14 protein-coding genes are annotated in these 17091 nt (G+C 52.1%); 1 reads left to right on the top strand and 13 read right to left on the bottom strand.

Features of this window, described 5'->3' with window-relative positions:
* Positions 1–47 precede the first annotated feature (47 nt).
* From acnD to LG323_RS14785, 4 genes are read right to left on the bottom strand one after another with little or no spacing between them, the layout of a single operon-like run.
* Positions 48–2654, bottom strand: coding sequence for a Fe/S-dependent 2-methylisocitrate dehydratase AcnD (gene acnD, locus LG323_RS14800; protein WP_404417814.1), 2607 nt, complete (start codon positions 2652–2654; stop codon positions 48–50).
* A 36-nt stretch (positions 2655–2690) separates the two neighbouring features.
* Positions 2691–3845, bottom strand: coding sequence for a 2-methylcitrate synthase (gene prpC, locus LG323_RS14795; RefSeq protein ID WP_404417811.1), 1155 nt, complete (start codon positions 3843–3845; stop codon positions 2691–2693).
* Positions 3846–3875: 30 nt separating this feature from the next.
* Entirely contained in the window at positions 3876–4769 is an 894-nt protein-coding gene (gene prpB, locus LG323_RS14790) for a methylisocitrate lyase (RefSeq protein WP_310695541.1), read from the bottom strand.
* Between the two features lie 36 nt (positions 4770–4805).
* The gene (locus LG323_RS14785; protein ID WP_310695540.1) at positions 4806–5492 is read right to left on the bottom strand and encodes a GntR family transcriptional regulator; all 687 of its coding nucleotides are present in this window, start codon (positions 5490–5492) and stop codon (positions 4806–4808) included.
* Between the two features lie 285 nt (positions 5493–5777).
* Here LG323_RS14785 and pabB point away from each other — a divergent pair, with 285 nt between their 5' ends.
* Entirely contained in the window at positions 5778–7112 is a 1335-nt protein-coding gene (gene pabB, locus LG323_RS14780) for an aminodeoxychorismate synthase component I (protein WP_404417807.1), read from the top strand.
* A 103-nt stretch (positions 7113–7215) separates the two neighbouring features.
* Here the strand turns inward: pabB and LG323_RS14775 are convergent, their stop codons facing one another.
* From LG323_RS14775 to cysM, 9 genes are all read right to left on the bottom strand, one after another.
* Complete coding sequence (locus LG323_RS14775; RefSeq protein ID WP_404417804.1) at positions 7216–7500, bottom strand: helix-turn-helix domain-containing protein; 285 nt, start codon at positions 7498–7500, stop codon at positions 7216–7218.
* Complete coding sequence (locus tag LG323_RS14770) at positions 7493–7840, bottom strand: type II toxin-antitoxin system RelE/ParE family toxin (protein ID WP_404417801.1); 348 nt, start codon at positions 7838–7840, stop codon at positions 7493–7495. The genes LG323_RS14775 and LG323_RS14770 overlap by 8 nt, the downstream gene beginning before the upstream one ends.
* 389 nt (positions 7841–8229) lie before the next feature.
* On the bottom strand, positions 8230–8451 hold the full coding sequence (locus LG323_RS14765; protein WP_404417798.1) for a hypothetical protein: 222 nt from the start codon (positions 8449–8451) through the stop codon (positions 8230–8232).
* A gap of 43 nt (positions 8452–8494) precedes the next feature.
* Positions 8495–9208, bottom strand: coding sequence for a hypothetical protein (locus LG323_RS14760; protein ID WP_404417795.1), 714 nt, complete (start codon positions 9206–9208; stop codon positions 8495–8497).
* Positions 9209–9429: 221 nt separating this feature from the next.
* Entirely contained in the window at positions 9430–9924 is a 495-nt protein-coding gene (locus LG323_RS14755) for a hypothetical protein (protein WP_404417792.1), read from the bottom strand.
* Between the two features lie 305 nt (positions 9925–10229).
* Positions 10230–13043 carry an ATP-binding protein gene (locus tag LG323_RS14750; RefSeq protein ID WP_404417789.1) on the bottom strand — a complete coding sequence of 938 codons (2814 nt, stop codon included), beginning with the start codon at positions 13041–13043 and terminating at the stop codon, positions 10230–10232.
* A complete protein-coding gene (mazG, locus tag LG323_RS14745; protein WP_404417786.1) occupies positions 13027–13854 on the bottom strand; it encodes a nucleoside triphosphate pyrophosphohydrolase in 828 nt (275 codons plus the stop codon). Before mazG ends, LG323_RS14750 begins: the two co-directional genes overlap by 17 nt.
* 11 nt (positions 13855–13865) lie before the next feature.
* A complete protein-coding gene (gene relA, locus LG323_RS14740) occupies positions 13866–16124 on the bottom strand; it encodes a GTP diphosphokinase (RefSeq protein ID WP_404417783.1) in 2259 nt (752 codons plus the stop codon).
* Between the two features lie 45 nt (positions 16125–16169).
* Complete coding sequence (gene cysM / locus LG323_RS14735) at positions 16170–17084, bottom strand: cysteine synthase CysM (RefSeq protein WP_310695535.1); 915 nt, start codon at positions 17082–17084, stop codon at positions 16170–16172.
* Positions 17085–17091 lie beyond the last annotated feature (7 nt).

Genomic DNA, 17091 nt, shown 5'->3' with positions numbered 1-17091 from the left:
TACGGAACCGCCTTACTCACTTGCTTTTTTACCTGACGGCTTTAATCTCAGGCCGGAACTTCACCTTCCAGGAAGTCCTTGGCAAAGCCCTGAAGGACGCCACCGGCTTTATAGACGTGAGCTTCAGCAGCGGTATCCAGTCGGCAGATCACCGGCACCTGAACTTTCTCACCGTTTTTACGGGTGATGGTTAGAGTGACAGTATTGCGTGGTGACAGCTCACCTTCGACATCATAGGTTTCAGTGCCGTCTATACCCAGCGTCTTGCGAGTGGTGCCTTCCTCGAATTGCAAGGGCAGGACACCCATACCAATCAGGTTGGTGCGGTGAATACGCTCAAAGCCTTCTGCCACGATGGCTTCTACACCAGCCAGACGCACACCCTTGGCAGCCCAGTCACGGGAAGAACCCTGACCATAGTCAGCGCCAGCAATAATAATCAGCGGCTGCTTGCGCTCCATGTAGGTCTCAATGGCTTCCCACATACGGGTCACTTCACCTTCCGGCTCAATACGTGCCAGAGAGCCCTGCTTGACTTCACCGTCCACGACAGCCATTTCATTGATCAGCTTGGGGTTGGCAAAGGTGGCGCGCTGTGCAGTCAGGTGGTCACCACGGTGGGTTGCATAGGAATTGAAGTCTTCTTCAGGCACACCCATTTTATGCAGATATTCACCGGAAGCACTGTTCATCAGGATCGCATTGGAAGGCGACAGGTGATCCGTTGTGATGTTGTCCGGCAGAACAGCCAGAGGGCGCATACCTTTAAGAGTACGCTCTGCTGCCAGGGCACCTTCCCAATAAGGAGGACGACGGATGTAGGTGCTCTGAGGACGCCAGTCATAAAGAGGACTTTCGGCTTCAACACCCTTGTCCAGATCGAACATGGGAATATAAACCTCACGGAACTGCTCCGGCTTGACGCTGGAAGCAACGATCGCATCAATCTCTTCATCGGAAGGCCAGAGGTCTTTCAGGGTAATCGGGTTACCCTGTGCATCTTCACCCAACACATCCTTTTCGATATCAAAGCGGATGGTACCGGCAATGGCGTAGGCCACAACCAGAGGCGGTGAAGCCAGGAAAGCCTGCTTGGCGTAAGGATGGATGCGACCATCAAAGTTGCGGTTACCGGAAAGCACAGCCGTGGTGTAAAGATCGCGGTCAATGATTTCCTGCTGGATTTTGGGGTCCAGAGCACCGGACATGCCATTACAGGTGGTGCAGGCATAGGCCACGATACCAAAGCCCAGTTTTTCCATCTCGCCCAGAAGACCGGATTCTTCCAGGTACAAACGTGCCACCTTGGAGCCGGGAGCAAAGGAAGACTTCACCCAGGGCTTGCGAATCAGCCCCATTTCATTGGCTTTCTTGGCCAGCAAACCGGCGGCTACCACGTTGCGGGGGTTGGACGTATTGGTGCAACTGGTGATGGCGGCAATGATGACCGCTCCATCTGGAATAAGGCCCTGTTTTTCCTGCTCGCGAGCTTCTTCCAGATTACCGGCAATACCTTTGGCAGCCAGATCAGCCGTGGAAAGACGTGCATGAGGATTGGAAGGCCCGGCCAGGTTGCGACCCACACTGGAAAGGTCAAACTTGAGCACCCGCTCATAGTCAGCTTTCACCAAGTCATCAGCCCAGAAACCAGCAGTCTTGGCATAATTCTCAACCAGTTCTACCTGTTCTGGTTCACGACCGGTCAGCTTCAGGTAATCGATGGTTTGCTCATCGATATAGAACATGGCTGCAGTGGCACCGTATTCCGGTGTCATGTTGGAAATAGTGGCACGGTCGCCCACGGTCAGGCTGGATGCGCCTTCACCGTAAAATTCCAGGTAAGCACCAACGACTCGCTCTTTACGCAGAAATTCGGTCAGAGCCAGTACGATATCGGTTGCAGTAATACCGGGCTGACGCTTGCCAACCAGTTCCACACCCACGATGTCCGGCAGGCGCATCATGGAAGGATGACCCAGCATCACGGTTTCAGCTTCCAGACCACCGACACCCACGGAGATAACACCCAGGGCATCCACATGCGGGGTGTGGGAGTCTGTACCCACACAGGTATCCGGGTAAGCGACACCATCACGTGCCTGAATCACCGGAGACATTTTCTCCAGGTTGATCTGGTGCATGATGCCGTTACCGGCGGGAATCACATCGACGTTTTTAAAGGCCGTCTTGGTCCACTCAATAAAGTGGAAACGGTCGTCATTGCGGCGATCTTCAATGGCGCGGTTTTTCTCAAAGGCATCCTTTTCGAAACCGGCATGCTCAACAGCCAGCGAGTGGTCAACAATCAACTGGGTGGGAACCACCGGATTGACCTTGGCCGGATCACCGCCTTTTTCAGCAATGGCATCACGCAGACCGGCCAGATCCACCAGAGCCGTCTGGCCCAGAATGTCGTGACAAACCACACGCGCTGGATACCAGGGGAAATCCAGGTCGCGCTTGCGTTCAATCAACTGCTTCAGCGAAGGCGTCAGATCCTGGGGATCACAGCGACGCACCAGCTGCTCTGCCAGAACACGCGAGGTATAAGGCAGCTTTTCATAAGCACCGGGCTGGATGCTGTCCACGGCTTCACGGGTATCAAAGTAATCCAGTGAACTGCCCGGTAAAGGCTTACGGTATTCAGTGTTCATAAATGAGAACTCACTTGAAAAATTGGAATGGGTTAATCAGTCACGCTCGTCAATGGCTGGCACTGGACGCGGACCTTCACCGACATAGTTGGCATTGGGGCGAATGATCTTGCCGTCAATGCGCTGCTCGATCACGTGAGCACTCCAACCGGAAGTGCGTGAAATCACGAACAGAGGTGTAAACATGTCAGTGGGCACACCCATCATGTGGTAGCTGACGGCAGAGAACCAATCCAGATTGGGGAACATTTTCTTGACTTCCCACATCACGGATTCCAGACGCTCGGCAATGTCATACATCTTGGTGTTCTCGCGCTCTTCGGACAGACTCTTGGCAACCTGTTTGATGACCTTGTTGCGAGGATCGGAAACCGTGTAAACCGGGTGACCAAAGCCGATCACAACTTCCTTGCGGCCCACACGCTCACGGATATCTTCTTCGGCCTGATCCGGGTTGTCGTAACGCTTCTGGATTTCAAAAGCCACTTCATTGGCACCGCCGTGCTTGGGCCCACGCAGAGCGCCAATGGCGCCGGCAATACAGCTGTAGAAGTCAGAGCCTGTACCTGCAACCACGCGGCTGGCAAAGGTGGAAGCGTTAAACTCATGCTCAGCGTAAAGAATCAAGGAGGTGTGCATCGCCTTGACCCAGGACTCACGCGGCTTCTCGCCATGCAGCAGATGCAGGAAGTGTCCACCGATGGAGTCGTCATCCGTTTCCAGGTCAATGCGCTTGCCGTTGTAGGCAAAGTGATACCAGTAAAGCAGCATGGAACCCTGACAAGCCATCAGCTTATCGGCGATATCACGGGCATCCGGGTGGTTATGGTCGTCTTTCTCGGGCTTGACGCAGCCCAGTACGGAAACACCGGTGCGCATCACATCCATGGGGTGAGCAGAGGGCGGCAGCTGCTCCAGGGCCACTTTCACGGAAGCGGGCAAACCACGCAGGGCTTTCAGCTTGATTTTGTAGGCATTCAGCTCAGCCTGAGTCGGCAGCTTGCCATGAACCAGCAGGTAAGCCACTTCTTCAAATTCACACTTCTCAGCCAGATCCAGAATGTCATAGCCGCGATAGTGGAGCTCGTTACCATTGCGACCCACAGTGCACAGAGCCGTGTTACCTGCAGCCGTACCGGACAGGGCAACCGACTTTTTGGGTTTTGGCTTTACGGATTCGTTCTCAGACATGACTGTCTCCTCTTCAAATTGTTGTCTTAATTATTTGTTCTTGCCCTGGGCAAACAACTGGTCGAGTTTTTGTTCAAAGTCGTGGTAGTTCAGGAAATCGTAAAGCTCCATGCGAGTCTGCATGGTATCAACAACAGCCTTCTGATCACCGTCATCCAACAGGTGCTGGAAAACATTGAGTGCTGCCTTGTTGGCTGCACGGAAAGCGGACAGAGGATAGAGAACCATGGTGGCACCGTTTTCTGCCAGCTCTTTCTTGTTGAACAGAGGTGTGGCACCAAACTCGGTGATATTGGCCAGCAGGTGGGCACCACCGATACCATCAGAAAAGGCCTGATAGTCTTCCAGAGTGTGAACCGCTTCGGCAAAAATACCGTCAGCACCGGCTTCCAGACAGGCTTTGGCCCGTTCTACAGCCGCTTCCAGACCGTCTTTCTGGAAAGCATCGGTACGTGCCATGACGAAAAAGTCAGGATCGGTTTTGGCATCCACAGCGGCTTTAACACGATCAACCATTTCTTCCTGGGAAACAATTTCCTTGTTGGGGCGATGGCCGCAACGCTTCTGGGCCACCTGGTCTTCGATATGCACCGCAGCGGCACCGCCTTTTTCCATTTCCTTCACGGCGCGGGCAATATTAAAAGCACCGCCCCAACCGGTATCTATGTCCACCAGCAGAGGAGTATCCACAGCACTGGTGATACGGCGCACGTCTTCCAGTACATCATTCATGCTGGTCATGCCCAGATCAGGCAGACCGTAGGAAGCATTGGCAACACCACCACCGGACAGGTAGATCGCCTGGTGGCCCACTTTTTCAGCCATCATGGCGTGGTAGGCATTAATAGTGCCGACAATCTGCAGTGGGTTGTTTTCTTTCAGTGCCTTGCGGAAGCGTCCGCCAGCGGTCAGTTTCTGGGACATGATATTTCCTCTTATTAACCCGGACAGGGTTTCGGTTTACCTGGGTAAGGACTCTTGTTCCCGCAAACGCTGTTCAACGTTATCACGGGAGGCTCTAATGTGCCGACGCATCAACATTTCGGCTAATTCTTCATCGCGCTGCTCAATGGCATCCACGATGCGATAGTGTTCCTGAAAAGCACGTTTGGGGCGGCCACTGGTGGCACTGAAGCGGTAACGGTACATGCGCACCAGGTAATAAAGCTCACCGCACAGCAACTCCATCAGCTTTTTGTTGCCACTGCCCAGAACAATGCGATAATGAAAATCCAGGTCGCCTTCTTTCTGGTAATAGGCCAGATTCTGTTGCAGCTCAGCCTGGGATTCGTGTTTTTCCAGCAGCGCCTTGAGGCTGGCAATTTCAGCAACCGGCATCTGACGGGCAGCCAGACGACAGGCCATGCCCTCCATGGCTTCGCGAACTTCATAAAGTTCCAGCAGCTCATCAAGGGATAAGGAGACAACCCGAGCGCCGACATGGGGAATGCGGCTGACCAGGTGGCGACCTTCCAGTCGGCGCATGGCTTCACGCAGAGGACCCCGGGAGATGCCGTACTCTTTAGCCAGGCCAGGTTCAGTAATTTTAGTACCGGGAGCGATGCCCCCAGTGACTATGGCATCCTGAAGCTCTTCAAAAACGCGGTCAGCCAGCGTTCTGCTGTCCAAGATCACTTCCTGGTTCATTTTGCGGTCGCTCACTAAAACATTGTCGACAATATCGGAATGGCTTGCACTGTAGACAGGTGGGCCTGAAAGGTCAATTCAAACCTTAGTCTAAACAGCTTAAAGATAATCTTAGCCCCCTGTTTTAAAATGCTTTTTCAAGAAACCCGTCAGTCACACTTTCACTGACAGCAGGCAAAGTTGTCGACAACCTGGGTTCCACGCATCCCAAAACTGCAAGACAGGACTTTTTTCCAGCTTCCCCGTAAAATGCTGCTTTATTTCTTCAAGGCAGTCTCCGGCTTTATGAGCGATTCCCTGCGCTATCTGCAATTACCCTTTGCCAGTGATCAGGCGCTGCTCCAGGCAGTGCGCCCTTTAAAATGGCCTGCCCTGCTGTGCAGCGGTCAAGCTTCCGAATTTGGCGGGCGTTTTTCCATTGCCTGCGGCGACCCCGTCAAACAACTGGAAATCAGCAGCAAAGCAGAAGCAGAAAAGCTGAACGCCCTGAAGCTGGAAGCCAGTAACCCCGGTGAACAGCCACCAACGGAGATTCCCTTCACCTGCGGCTGGCTGGGTTATTTCAGCTACGATGCCGGACGCCTGTTTGAAAATCTGCCCAGCGTGGCAAAAGATGACCTGCCTCTGCCCTGGGTTTGCCTGGGCTACTACACCTGGTCACTGGTCAGCGACCACAAAACACAAACCACCTGGCTCAGCGGCTACTTCAGTGACGCGGAGGCGGAGGCATTAAGGCTCCGGCTGTCCACCCCAGCCCCAGAAGAAAGTTTCAAACTGGAAACCGGCTTCACCAGCAATATGAGCGCAGCCAGCTATCGCGACAAGTTTGCGCAGGTACAGGCACTGCTGAAATCCGGCGACTGCTACCAAATCAACCTCGCCCAGCGTTTTTCGGCTTCTTTTACCGGCAGCAGCCATGCCATCTGGAAAGCTCTCAGCCAACAAATAGCCGCACCCTTCTCAGCCTTTCTGGATTTCGGTGACCAACAGTTGCTGTCCCTGTCACCGGAGCGTTTTATCCAAGGCTTTGCAAACGGCCAGGTGGAAACCAAACCCATCAAGGGCACGCGCCCACGAGGGATCACGCCGGAACAGGACAGGGCTTATAAAGAGGAATTGCTCAACAGCAGCAAGGATCGTGCAGAAAACCTGATGATCGTTGACCTGCTGCGTAATGATCTGGGGCGGGTTTGCCAGGCGGGAAGCATCGCCGTGCCCGACCTTTTCACCCTGGAAAGCTACACCAACGTGCATCACCTGGTCAGTCGCATCACCGGACAACTGGCTGATGGCAAGCAACCTCTGGATTTGCTCAAGGCGGCCTTTCCCGGCGGCTCCATCACCGGAGCACCCAAACTGCGAGCCATGCAAATCATCGAACAGCTGGAACCCTGCCGACGCAGCGCCTACTGTGGCTCCATCGGCTATATCGACCAGAGTGGGAGAATGGACTTCAACATCGCCATCCGCACCTTTATCGCGGCAGAAAACCAACTGCACGTCTGGGGTGGCGGCGGCCTGGTTGCAGACTCCAATGTCGATGAAGAATATGCCGAAACCCTGCACAAGGTCGCACGACTGATACGAGTGCTGGAATCACAATTTGCAGAGGGGTTTTAGTGCAAGTTATCTGCCGGAATACGAATCACTGCAGGGCCACCCCATTTTTTACCGTGACCTGCATGTCTATACCTCACAAATTTTTCTATCAGATGCCCGTTTACTAACTCAAGGCTCTAAGAACCGCCTGAGGCTCTTTCGAAACCACATGCAATAAAGCCAGTGCAGGCCCATGAGGCGTTCGGTCACCACGCTCCCAATGTCTTAGCGTTGAGACACTGATGCAAAACTTTGAAGCAAACTCCATTTGAGTCAGACCCAGTTTGTGCCGAATTTCCGCCACATTAACCGGTTCTGGGCGATAGGTTTTAGCAGCTACTTTGTGCCCTTGATTCAGCTCGATTGCTTCTTGTAAGCCTTGAGCAATACTCTCATATGCACTAGCCATGATTTTTCTCCAGTGAGGTATGAACAAGAACAGTGACCAACCTGGACAAAGCATTTCGATCTGCTTTTGATAAGTTAGCTCGTTCGCCTTTGCCAAAAAGTGTCAGCAAGTAAAGGGGGATTCGTTGATCATGGTAATAGTAAATCACTCTTACACCACCACTTTTTCCCTTATTGCCTCGACCCCAACGAAGCTTACGAATACCACCTGTACCCTCCAGCAAATCACCAGAAAGAGGATGCTCTGCAAGGTAGTCGATGACAGCCTTACGTTCAGAGTCGGTCAGCAAAGCATCTGCTCGTTTGATGTATTCCGGGAGCTCAGTGATAGTGGTAAACATACTTGAACTATAATCCAATGGATTACTCGTGGCAAGACAAAGAGATGACCTAACCCTATCTCTACTTGCAATAGCCCTTCGTTTCACAACTCCGTGCGCCAGCGAACAGACTGGACAAAGCCAGGAGCCTAGCCTGAATTGAGATGAAGTGCAGAAAGTCAGCACTACCCCAATTTCGGATTTGTGATAAAGCAGGAGTTATTATGAACAGTATCGTCTATATCGTCGGCGCAGTCGTTATCGTTTTAGCGATTCTTTCCTTCCTTGGTTTACGCTAAGAAACCACCCTTAGGGGAATTTCGCGGCCATCTTTAGCAGTACCTGCCTTCGGTGATTTTTTGCACCCTGCTGGCTGGCTATTGCTGAGAGCAGTCTAGTGAAGCTTGTGTCTACAAGTCCTCCAAAGACACTAATACAGCCTGCTTCTTATCCACAATGCGCTTTTCAACGAGTTTTACCAGATGGTAATCCTCAGGTAAATCTTGTTCAGTCACCTCACATGGTGGTGGCACTGAAAGCTTATGCGTGCGAAGCGCTGATTTACTTTTCTTGAACTGTTTGGCTTTGCCTATGCCATCAAGAATTTCTGCTTCAGGGTTTCGATCACTCATTTGACAACTCCACACTTTAACAGTGTCTCTATGCAGCCAATGGCTAAGCGATATTATCAGGCACATTAATTGTTGATCGAATGACTGACCCCCATTTTTTCCAGCTAAAGTAAGAGCTTGGATGACGAATGAAAAGCATAGATATATTTTTTCCATGTATCTGGAAAGTGATTTTCCTAGGATAGGAGCGACCAACTTTATCTTTAATTTTAATTTTTTCTATTATTGTAAAGTTTTTTTCATCACAGTACTGCAAGAAAGATTTTATCTTACTATTTTCCAAACCATAAACAAGGACTTGATCAATATCAAGTATTGAGACCAGACTACCAAATACATGCCATCCATAATAGTAATCACTATATGCTGGCCTTTTCTTTTTGGTTTTAAGAACCTTGCTCACAAGGTTATGATAAACAACAGAATTCCAGAGTAGAGACTTCTCATCATCAGTGGGATACTTTTTAATAAACAAAGCTCTTTCTATATTTCTTACAAATTTTGAATTTTTTTTGAAATTCAAAGCATGTGATTTATGAATTTTTCTCAAGCTGTCTGAGTGATAAATTTTTTCAAAATTAGAGGGGTCTTTAGGTTTCCAGTCATAAACACTTTCTCCGAGAAGCAATGTTTTTACTTTTTGATTATTGTAATTCAACCCAATCCAAGGAAGTCGATTAACCCCCTCGATATTTGACAGCTGTTTATCAAAAGTTGTGTCACAATAGCTCACATCATCAACTGATACAAAATTCATCAATCACTCCATAATTTATTTTCCGACAATTTCCAATTAACGACTAAACAGTCCAACACACCAACAGAGAAAACCCCATCAGCAAGAACAACGCTGATTTCATTCACTATATTTTCATTCTAAACTACCGCCAATTCAGTTTAGGTACGGCTATAAGCAATGTGAAGGCCGCACCTAATACTTACTGCAATGCATTTCTCATTAAGATTGAAGCAGAAAAATTACTCTACTGCCATCCAACCATTGTCAGTCTTTCGAAATTTATATTCACTTTCAAGCCCATAGAATGTTGTGCCTGCTTTGAGAATACCTTCGGGCTTCTCCAAGTGAGCAGTTTGAAGATTTGCCATCATTTCTTGCTGATTGATCTGACCAGCATCATATTTGCTCAACTCCTCTAGCATTTTTATTGTCACAAATATGTAAGAAGATAATTCACCTGCTTGCTCGTCTATTGACTGGATAGCAGCATTATCAAGTGATTTTTTAATATTTATTTTCGGCGTGGCTGTTACCACATAAAACCTTCCATCCTCATACGAATCAGAGATATCGAAAGAACTAGCTTCAATATACTGAGAAAGATCAATACCAGCTTGCTTAAATCCATCAAATGACTCATTGAAGGACTTCTCAAGATCGGACTCATTCGGCTTACCACCGCCACACCCAACCAAGGTAATGAACAAAACCAACAGCAATAACTGCTTATACATAAATTTCTCCATTTGGCTCTACAGACACATCAAGCACCGAGCCAGTTAAATGCTTAACGTATAATAATCTTACCTGAATTTTCTGCTCACTGGAAAATTGATATTAACCACTGATTCAGAGACTGTGCTTTTTCCGTAGCAAGAGAGGAAACCTTAAATACTGTGCAGTATTTTTTGGATATTACCAACCATATTCGCTCCCTGCTTCCAAAACCCTTACTCTTTTTTGCAAATTATCGGATTTTATCTGCTATTTCAAGAATCCAAGTCAACATTCACTCAAATAAATCACTCAGCCAAAAACCCTACCCACCCCTCGAATGCCAATCCGCTCTGTACTCCCTTTCCCGCCAGTCAAGCAGGCGGTCTATTTCATAGAAAAGTTGTTCCAGGCTGGTAGCGACGAGTTGTTCCTGTCCAACTTTGAGTTGGGTTTCCAAGGCTTCGGTGATCTGGGCGAGGTCGGGTACGCCGCAGTAGCGGGTGGCTCCGTGCAGGCGGTGTACGGCGTCGATCAGGTCTTCGTCCTGTTCACTTTTCAGGGCAGCCTGGATGGCTTCTTTGCTTTGTTCCAGGGAGGTAAGCAAAAGCTCCAGCAGTTCGTCAGCCAGCTCCGGGCGCCCTGCTGCCAGTTTGATTCCCAGCTCCCGATCCACCGGGCAGGATTGCCAAGCTTCTTCTGATTGTTCAGCGCTATCAGAAATCAGCCATTTTTCCTTGTCGGTAAAACGATCACCCAGCCAGCGATAAAGCAGGTCGGTGAGAAGCTTTTCATTCAGGGGCTTGATCAGCACATCATTGATTCCGGCCTGCAGCCAGGCGGTGCGTTCTTCGGCAACCGCATGGGCGGTGAGGGCGATAATCGGCAGGCTGCGATATTGGTGGCCCAGGGAGCGGATGTTGCGTGTGGCCTCTACACCATCCATTCCGGGCATTTGAATGTCCATCAGAATCAGGCTGACAGGCTCTTTTTTTACCAACTCCACGGCTTCTTCACCGCCGTTGGCCTGGAAGGTTTCAAACCCCAGTTGTTGCAACAGGGTGACCAGCAATAAAAGATTGGATGGAGTGTCATCCACCGCCAGTATTCTTGTCGCCTTTGGAATTGGAATACTGCGCTCAGGCAAGGAAGCAGCTTGCATGCCGGTTTGCCCAGAGCCTTCCAGCAGGCTTTCCAGTGCCTGTTTGAAGCGCGGTATGACCAGGGGTTTGAGCAATAGATGATCGCTGACGCGGTGACGCAGGCGGGCATGCACTTCCGGTTCGGAAGTGTTGAGTAACAATAAGCAGCGATAACCCTGCTGGCGGAGCTGCCCCAGAGCATCCAGCCACAAGGGTGAGCTGGCTTCGGCACTGTTCAGGCCTACCAGTACGGCGGTTAAATCCTGTCCGTTCAGGTTGTCCAGCATTTCTTCAGGGCTTTGCCAGGCGACGACCTGGGCACCCCAACTGCGCAACTGGTGGCACCAGGACTGATTGGTCAGGCGATGCGTTTCCAGCACGCCCAGTCTGCGCCCCACCAACCAGGGGGAAGGATCTTTGGCTGGTTCCACCACATTCAGTGGCAAGGTAAACCAGAAGGTGGAACCCTTGCCTTCTTCGCTGTCCAGGTCGATCTGCCCGCCCATCTGGTGCACCAGTTGTTTGCAGATCGCCAGCCCCAGGCCAGTGCCACCAAATTGGCGGGTCTGGGTGGTGTCTGCCTGGGAAAAGGCCTGAAAGAGTTTTTGTCTTTGTGCTTCACTCAACCCGATTCCGGTATCACTGACGGCAATGCGTAGGGAACACTGTTCGGATGCGGGTTGCTCATCCACTTCGTCATCACCATCCAGCATCACCCGTACCACAACTTCGCCCCGCTCAGTGAATTTCAGGGCGTTGCTGATCAGGTTGCTGAGGAGTTGCTTTAAACGCAGGGGGTCACTTTTTACCAGCTGGGGCACATCGTCATAAACCAGCCCCAGAAGATCCAGGCTTTGCCGGTGCGCCTGGGGTGCCAGCATGGAGAGGGTGGAATCCAGCAGATCACGCAGGTTGACGGGTTCTTCTTCCAGAACCAGTTTGCCTGCTTCAATTTTTGAGAAATCCAGAATGTCATTGATGATGCCCAACATGGTTTCCGAAGCTCCCAGGATATGCCCCAGGTATTCTTTCTGGCGACCATCCAGATGGGTGCGCGACAGCAGATTGGAGAAACCGATAATGCCATTCAGGGGGGTGCGGATTTCATGGCTCATATTGGCCAGAAACTCGGATTTGATACGGCTGGCCTGGAGTGCATCCTTGCGTGCCCGGTCCAGTTCTATGTTTTTGATTTCAATGGTTTCCAGGCTGCGTGAGGCATCTTCGCGCACTTCGTCAATGGATTGCAGCAGCAGATCTTCGCGCTGACCCATCGCCTGTATCATTTGATTGATACTGCTCCCCAGTTCCTGCAGCTCTTGCACCCGGGTTTCCGGAACCGGTTCAGGTCGTTCCCCCTGCCCCATTTGAGCCACGGCTTCCATGGAAGCTTCCAGACGCTGGCCCAGATAGCGCGACAGGTATTGCACCAGCAGCAGGCTGATCACAAACAGGCTCAGGAGCAGTACGCCACTGATCAAGAGCAAACGGTACTGGTGCAGCAGGCCAGGAGTCAGCGACAACTCCAGTTCGGCCCAGCCCAGCAACTCAGGGCTTTCCCCGGCCCGCAAGCGGGATAAATCACGGCTGGCCTGGGGAGCATAGATGGGTTCGATAAAACGCAGGGTTTCCTGTTCAACAGCCATCCGGGATTGCTCTGACCAGCGTGCATTGGGGTTGTTTTCCAGAGGGCGCATGCTGGGGCCGGCATGTAAAAGGCTGCTGCGCTTGTGATCATAAAGGGAGAAAGCACGCACATCCGAGTCTTCCAGCAGTTGCTCGGACAGACTCCGCAACTGTGGTAAGCGTTCACCTTCATGCAGCTGGATGGCCAGGCTGGGCTTGAGGTTTTTTAAGGTCAGTTGACCGCGATCGATGAGTTGTTGTTCGAGGCTGGAGAAGTAGCTGTTGAGAAGCCAGCTTCCTCCCAGAATGACCAGTAACCAAACGGGCAGAAAACAGCCCAGAAGAATCCAGCTTCTAAGTGACAGGCGCATCCGGGCTTTCCTTGCGTTTTGCTTCTTGCCAATAGCCTTCCAGAGTTTCCAGAGGCACTTGTTGATTCGGGTGGTTCAGGGCACTTTGCTGTTCCACATATTTAAAGCGCCGTTCGAATTTACGATTGGTGCTGCGCACTGCAGCTTCAGGGTCCACTTTCAGGTGGCGTGCCAGGTTCACCGAAGCAAACAGAAAATCCCCCACCTCATCAGCGACAGCCGCCTGATTGCCTTCTGCCAGGGCTTCACGAATTTCCGCGAGTTCTTCTTCCAGCTTATCCAGTACCTGGTAGGCTTCGCCCCAGTCAAATCCCACACGAGCAGCTCGCTTCTGCAATTTCAAAGCGCGGGTGACGGCAGGCAGGTTGGCAGGAATCCCGTCAAGAACAGAGGTCGCCTGCTGTTTGACCTTGCGTTCTTCAGCTTTGAGGGTTTCCCAGGTGTTTTTAACTTCCAATTCATTAACTTTCTGATCACCGGCACGGCTTTCCAGAGTGCCTTCGGGAAAGACATGCGGGTGGCGGCGAATCAGTTTGCGGGTGAGCCCATCCACCACCTGATGAAAATCAAAGCGGTTTTCCTCCTCCCCAAAACGGCTGTAATAAACCACTTGAAACAGCAGGTCACCCAGTTCTTCCTGCAAATGCTCCAGGTCGCCCCGCTCAATACAGTCAGCCACTTCATAGGCTTCTTCCAGGGTATGCGGAACAATGCTTTCCCAGGTTTGCTTGAGATCCCAGGGGCAGCCGTCCTGGGGATCGCGCAGTCGTGCCATCAGGGTGAGCAGATCTTGCAGGCTGTATTGGGCCATTTGGCAACTCCTTAGTGTTTGGAATTTTGCCGGAAGCGCTGAACATCCACGACATTGGGCAGCTGGTTCAGACGGGTCAGCACCTGACCCAGGGCTTCCAGACCGGCCACTTCCAGGGTAATCAAAATATTGGCCAGGTTTTCTTTCTTGTCCGTCAGAGTGTTCACCGAGAGCACATTAACCTTCTCATTGGCCAGAATCAGGGTGATATCACGCAATAGCCCTGTTCTGTCCCAGGCCTTGATGCGGATATCCACCGGGTACATCTGGGTTTTCTTGTGCCCCCACTCGACATTGACCAGACGGTTGGGGTCTTCAGCGCGCAGCTGGTTGATGTTGCTGCAATCCTGGCGGTGGATGGTGACCCCCCGCCCAATTGTGATGTAGCCAATGATGTCATCCCCCGGTAGTGGCTGGCAGCACTTGGCCATCTGGGTCATGAGGTTACCGACCCCGAGGATGGTGATATCGTCCTGATTGTTGTCCTTGCGGCTGCCGGGACGGGTCAGCAGGCGATCCAACTGATCCGGGTCTTCCGTCTCACCAAACAGGTGCTGAGCCATGGACAGAACCTGGCCCGCACGCATATCCCCGGCACCCAGAGCGGCAAAGAGATCATCCTTGGCATGCAGGTTGAGGGCTTTGGCCAACGCATCCAGATCCAGACCTTCCAGACCCAGACGTTTGAATTCTTTCTCGATCAGTTGACGGCCTTCATCAACATTCTTGTCCCTGTCCTGCAGCTTGAACCAGTTCTGGATTTTGGCCCGGCAGCGGGAAGTTTTGACGTAGCCCAGCGAAGGGTTCAACCAGTCGCGGCTGGGGCCACCCTCGCCTGCCGAGGTCAGAATTTCCACCTGCTCGCCGGTTTTCAGGGCATAGTTGAGTGGCACGATGCGACCATTGATTTTTGCACCCCGGCAACGGTGGCCGATTTCAGTATGCACCCGGTAGGCAAAGTCGATGGGGGTGGCATCCTGGGGCAGGTCGATCACATGGCCATCCGGGGTGAAGACATAAATGCGATCCGGGGCAACATCATTCTGCAGCTCTTCTTTCAGCCCGGTGGCATCCCCCACTTCTTCGTGCCATTCCAGAACCTGCCTTAGCCAGGCAATTTTTTCTTCGTAGGCATTGCTCTTGCCTGCCGCATCCGTGCCCTTGTAACGCCAGTGGGCACAAACCCCCAGTTCGGCTTCATCGTGCATGGCATAGGTGCGTATCTGAACTTCCAGAACCTTGCCTTCCGGCCCGATCACGGCTGTATGTAGGGAGCGGTAGCCGTTTTCCTTGGGGGTGGCGATATAGTCATCAAACTCATTGGGAATATGCCGGAACATGGAGTGCACGATACCCAGCACGGCATAGCAATCCCTGACCTCGGGTACGAGCACGCGCACGGCACGGACATCGTAAACCTGGGAAAAGTCGATCTTCTTGCGCTTCATTTTGCGCCAGATGGAATAGATATGCTTGGCCCGGCCTTGCAGATCCACGCCGGAGATGCCCTGGGCTTCAACAGCCTCCTGCAACTTCTGGATCACCATCTGGATGTAGCCATCGCGATCCAGACGTTTTTCAGCCAGCAGGCGGGCAATGTACTTATAGCTGTCTTCTTCCAGATAGCGGAAAGAAAGATCCTCCAGCTCCCATTTGATGTGTCCGATGCCCAGGCGGTGAGCCAGGGGAGCGTAGATTTCAAAGACCTCACGGGCCACTCTAAGGCGTTTTTCACGCGGGGCAGCCTTGACCTGGCGCAAGGCACAGGTGCGTTCGGACAGTTTGATCAGGGCAACCCGAACGTCATCCACCACGGCAACCAGCATTTTGCGCAGTTGTTCCAGCTGGTTTTGCTGTTGTCCGAAGGCCGGGGTTTCACTGGTCTGGATCTGGCTGATGGCGGCCATCTGCTGGACACCAGCTATCAGGGTGCCCACGGTTTTGCCGAATTGCTTTTCAATGGCTGGCAGGGCAATCAGTTCTTCACGCACGCCGCGATAGAGAAGCGCAGCAATCAGGGTGTCATCATCCATGCGCAGCTCACCGAGAATATCCGCCATTTCCAGACCGGTTCGGTAATTGCTCGCACCTTCATACCATTGGCGCCCTTCTTCCTGGGCCTGATGTTCCAGTTGTGCGGCCAGCTCACAGGCCTGGCGAACCCGCGCCGGATCATTCAGCTGAACATCCGCCTGGAGGTGGCAAAGCCAGAGATCCAGATCAACACTGCCATCCTCTTTCAGGGGTTGGTCATCTCTTACTTTTACCATCGTATTTCCTGTTCAGCTTCATGTTTTCTGTTTGATCCGGCAGACTCAGATTTGCGCTTCTGCAAACACGCCCGTGGACAAATAGCGGTCACCACGATCACAGATAATGGCCACGATCACGGCATTTTCAAGGTTTTCGGCCAGCTTCAAGGCTCCGGCAATAGCACCACCGGAAGAAACTCCGGCAAAGATACCTTCTTCACGGGCCAGTCGACGCATCATGGTTTCTGCTTCTTTCTGGGCAATATCCACCACCTGATCCACGCCGGAAGGGTCAAAAATACTCGGCAGGTAGGCTTCAGGCCAACGCCGGATACCGGGAATACTGGCCCCTTCGGAGGGCTGCAAACCAATGATCTGTACCTCGGGGTTTTGTTCCTTCAGGTAGCGACCTGTCCCCATAATGGTGCCGGTGGTGCCCATGGAGCTGACAAAATGGGTCACTTTACCCTGGGTCTGTTGCCAGATTTCCGGGCCGGTGGTGCGATAATGCGCCAGTGGATTATCAGCATTGCCGAATTGGTTGAGCACCTTGCCGCGACCTTCCTTTTCCAGCTGAATCGCCAGATCCCGTGCGCCTTCCATGCTGGCTTCCTTACTGACCGGCAGCAACTCGGCACCATAGGCCTGCATCGCCCATTTGCGCTCATCCGAGGCATTTTCCGGCATAATCAGGATCATTTTATAGCCCATAACCGCAGCGGCCATTGCAAGGGCTATGCCGGTATTGCCGGAGGTGGCTTCAATCAGGGTGTCACCGGGCTGGATATCGCCCCGGTTCTGGGCTTCCTTGATCATCGAGAAGGCCGGGCGATCCTTGACGGAACCGGCAGGGTTGTCCCCTTCCAGCTTGGCCAGCAGGGTGTTGTTGCGTCCTGCGGTCATGCGTTGTAGGCGTATCAGGGGGGTGTTACCAATCAGATCGGCCATTGTGGGCCACTGGGGAAGGCTAGCGGACATACCGGAA

Source organism: Marinospirillum sp. (genome assembly GCF_044810985.1).
In the GTDB taxonomy this organism is placed as follows: Bacteria; Pseudomonadota; Gammaproteobacteria; order Pseudomonadales; family Halomonadaceae; genus Marinospirillum.
Note: the sequence above shows the minus strand (reverse complement) of the source record. Positions and strands in the feature narration are given on the sequence as shown.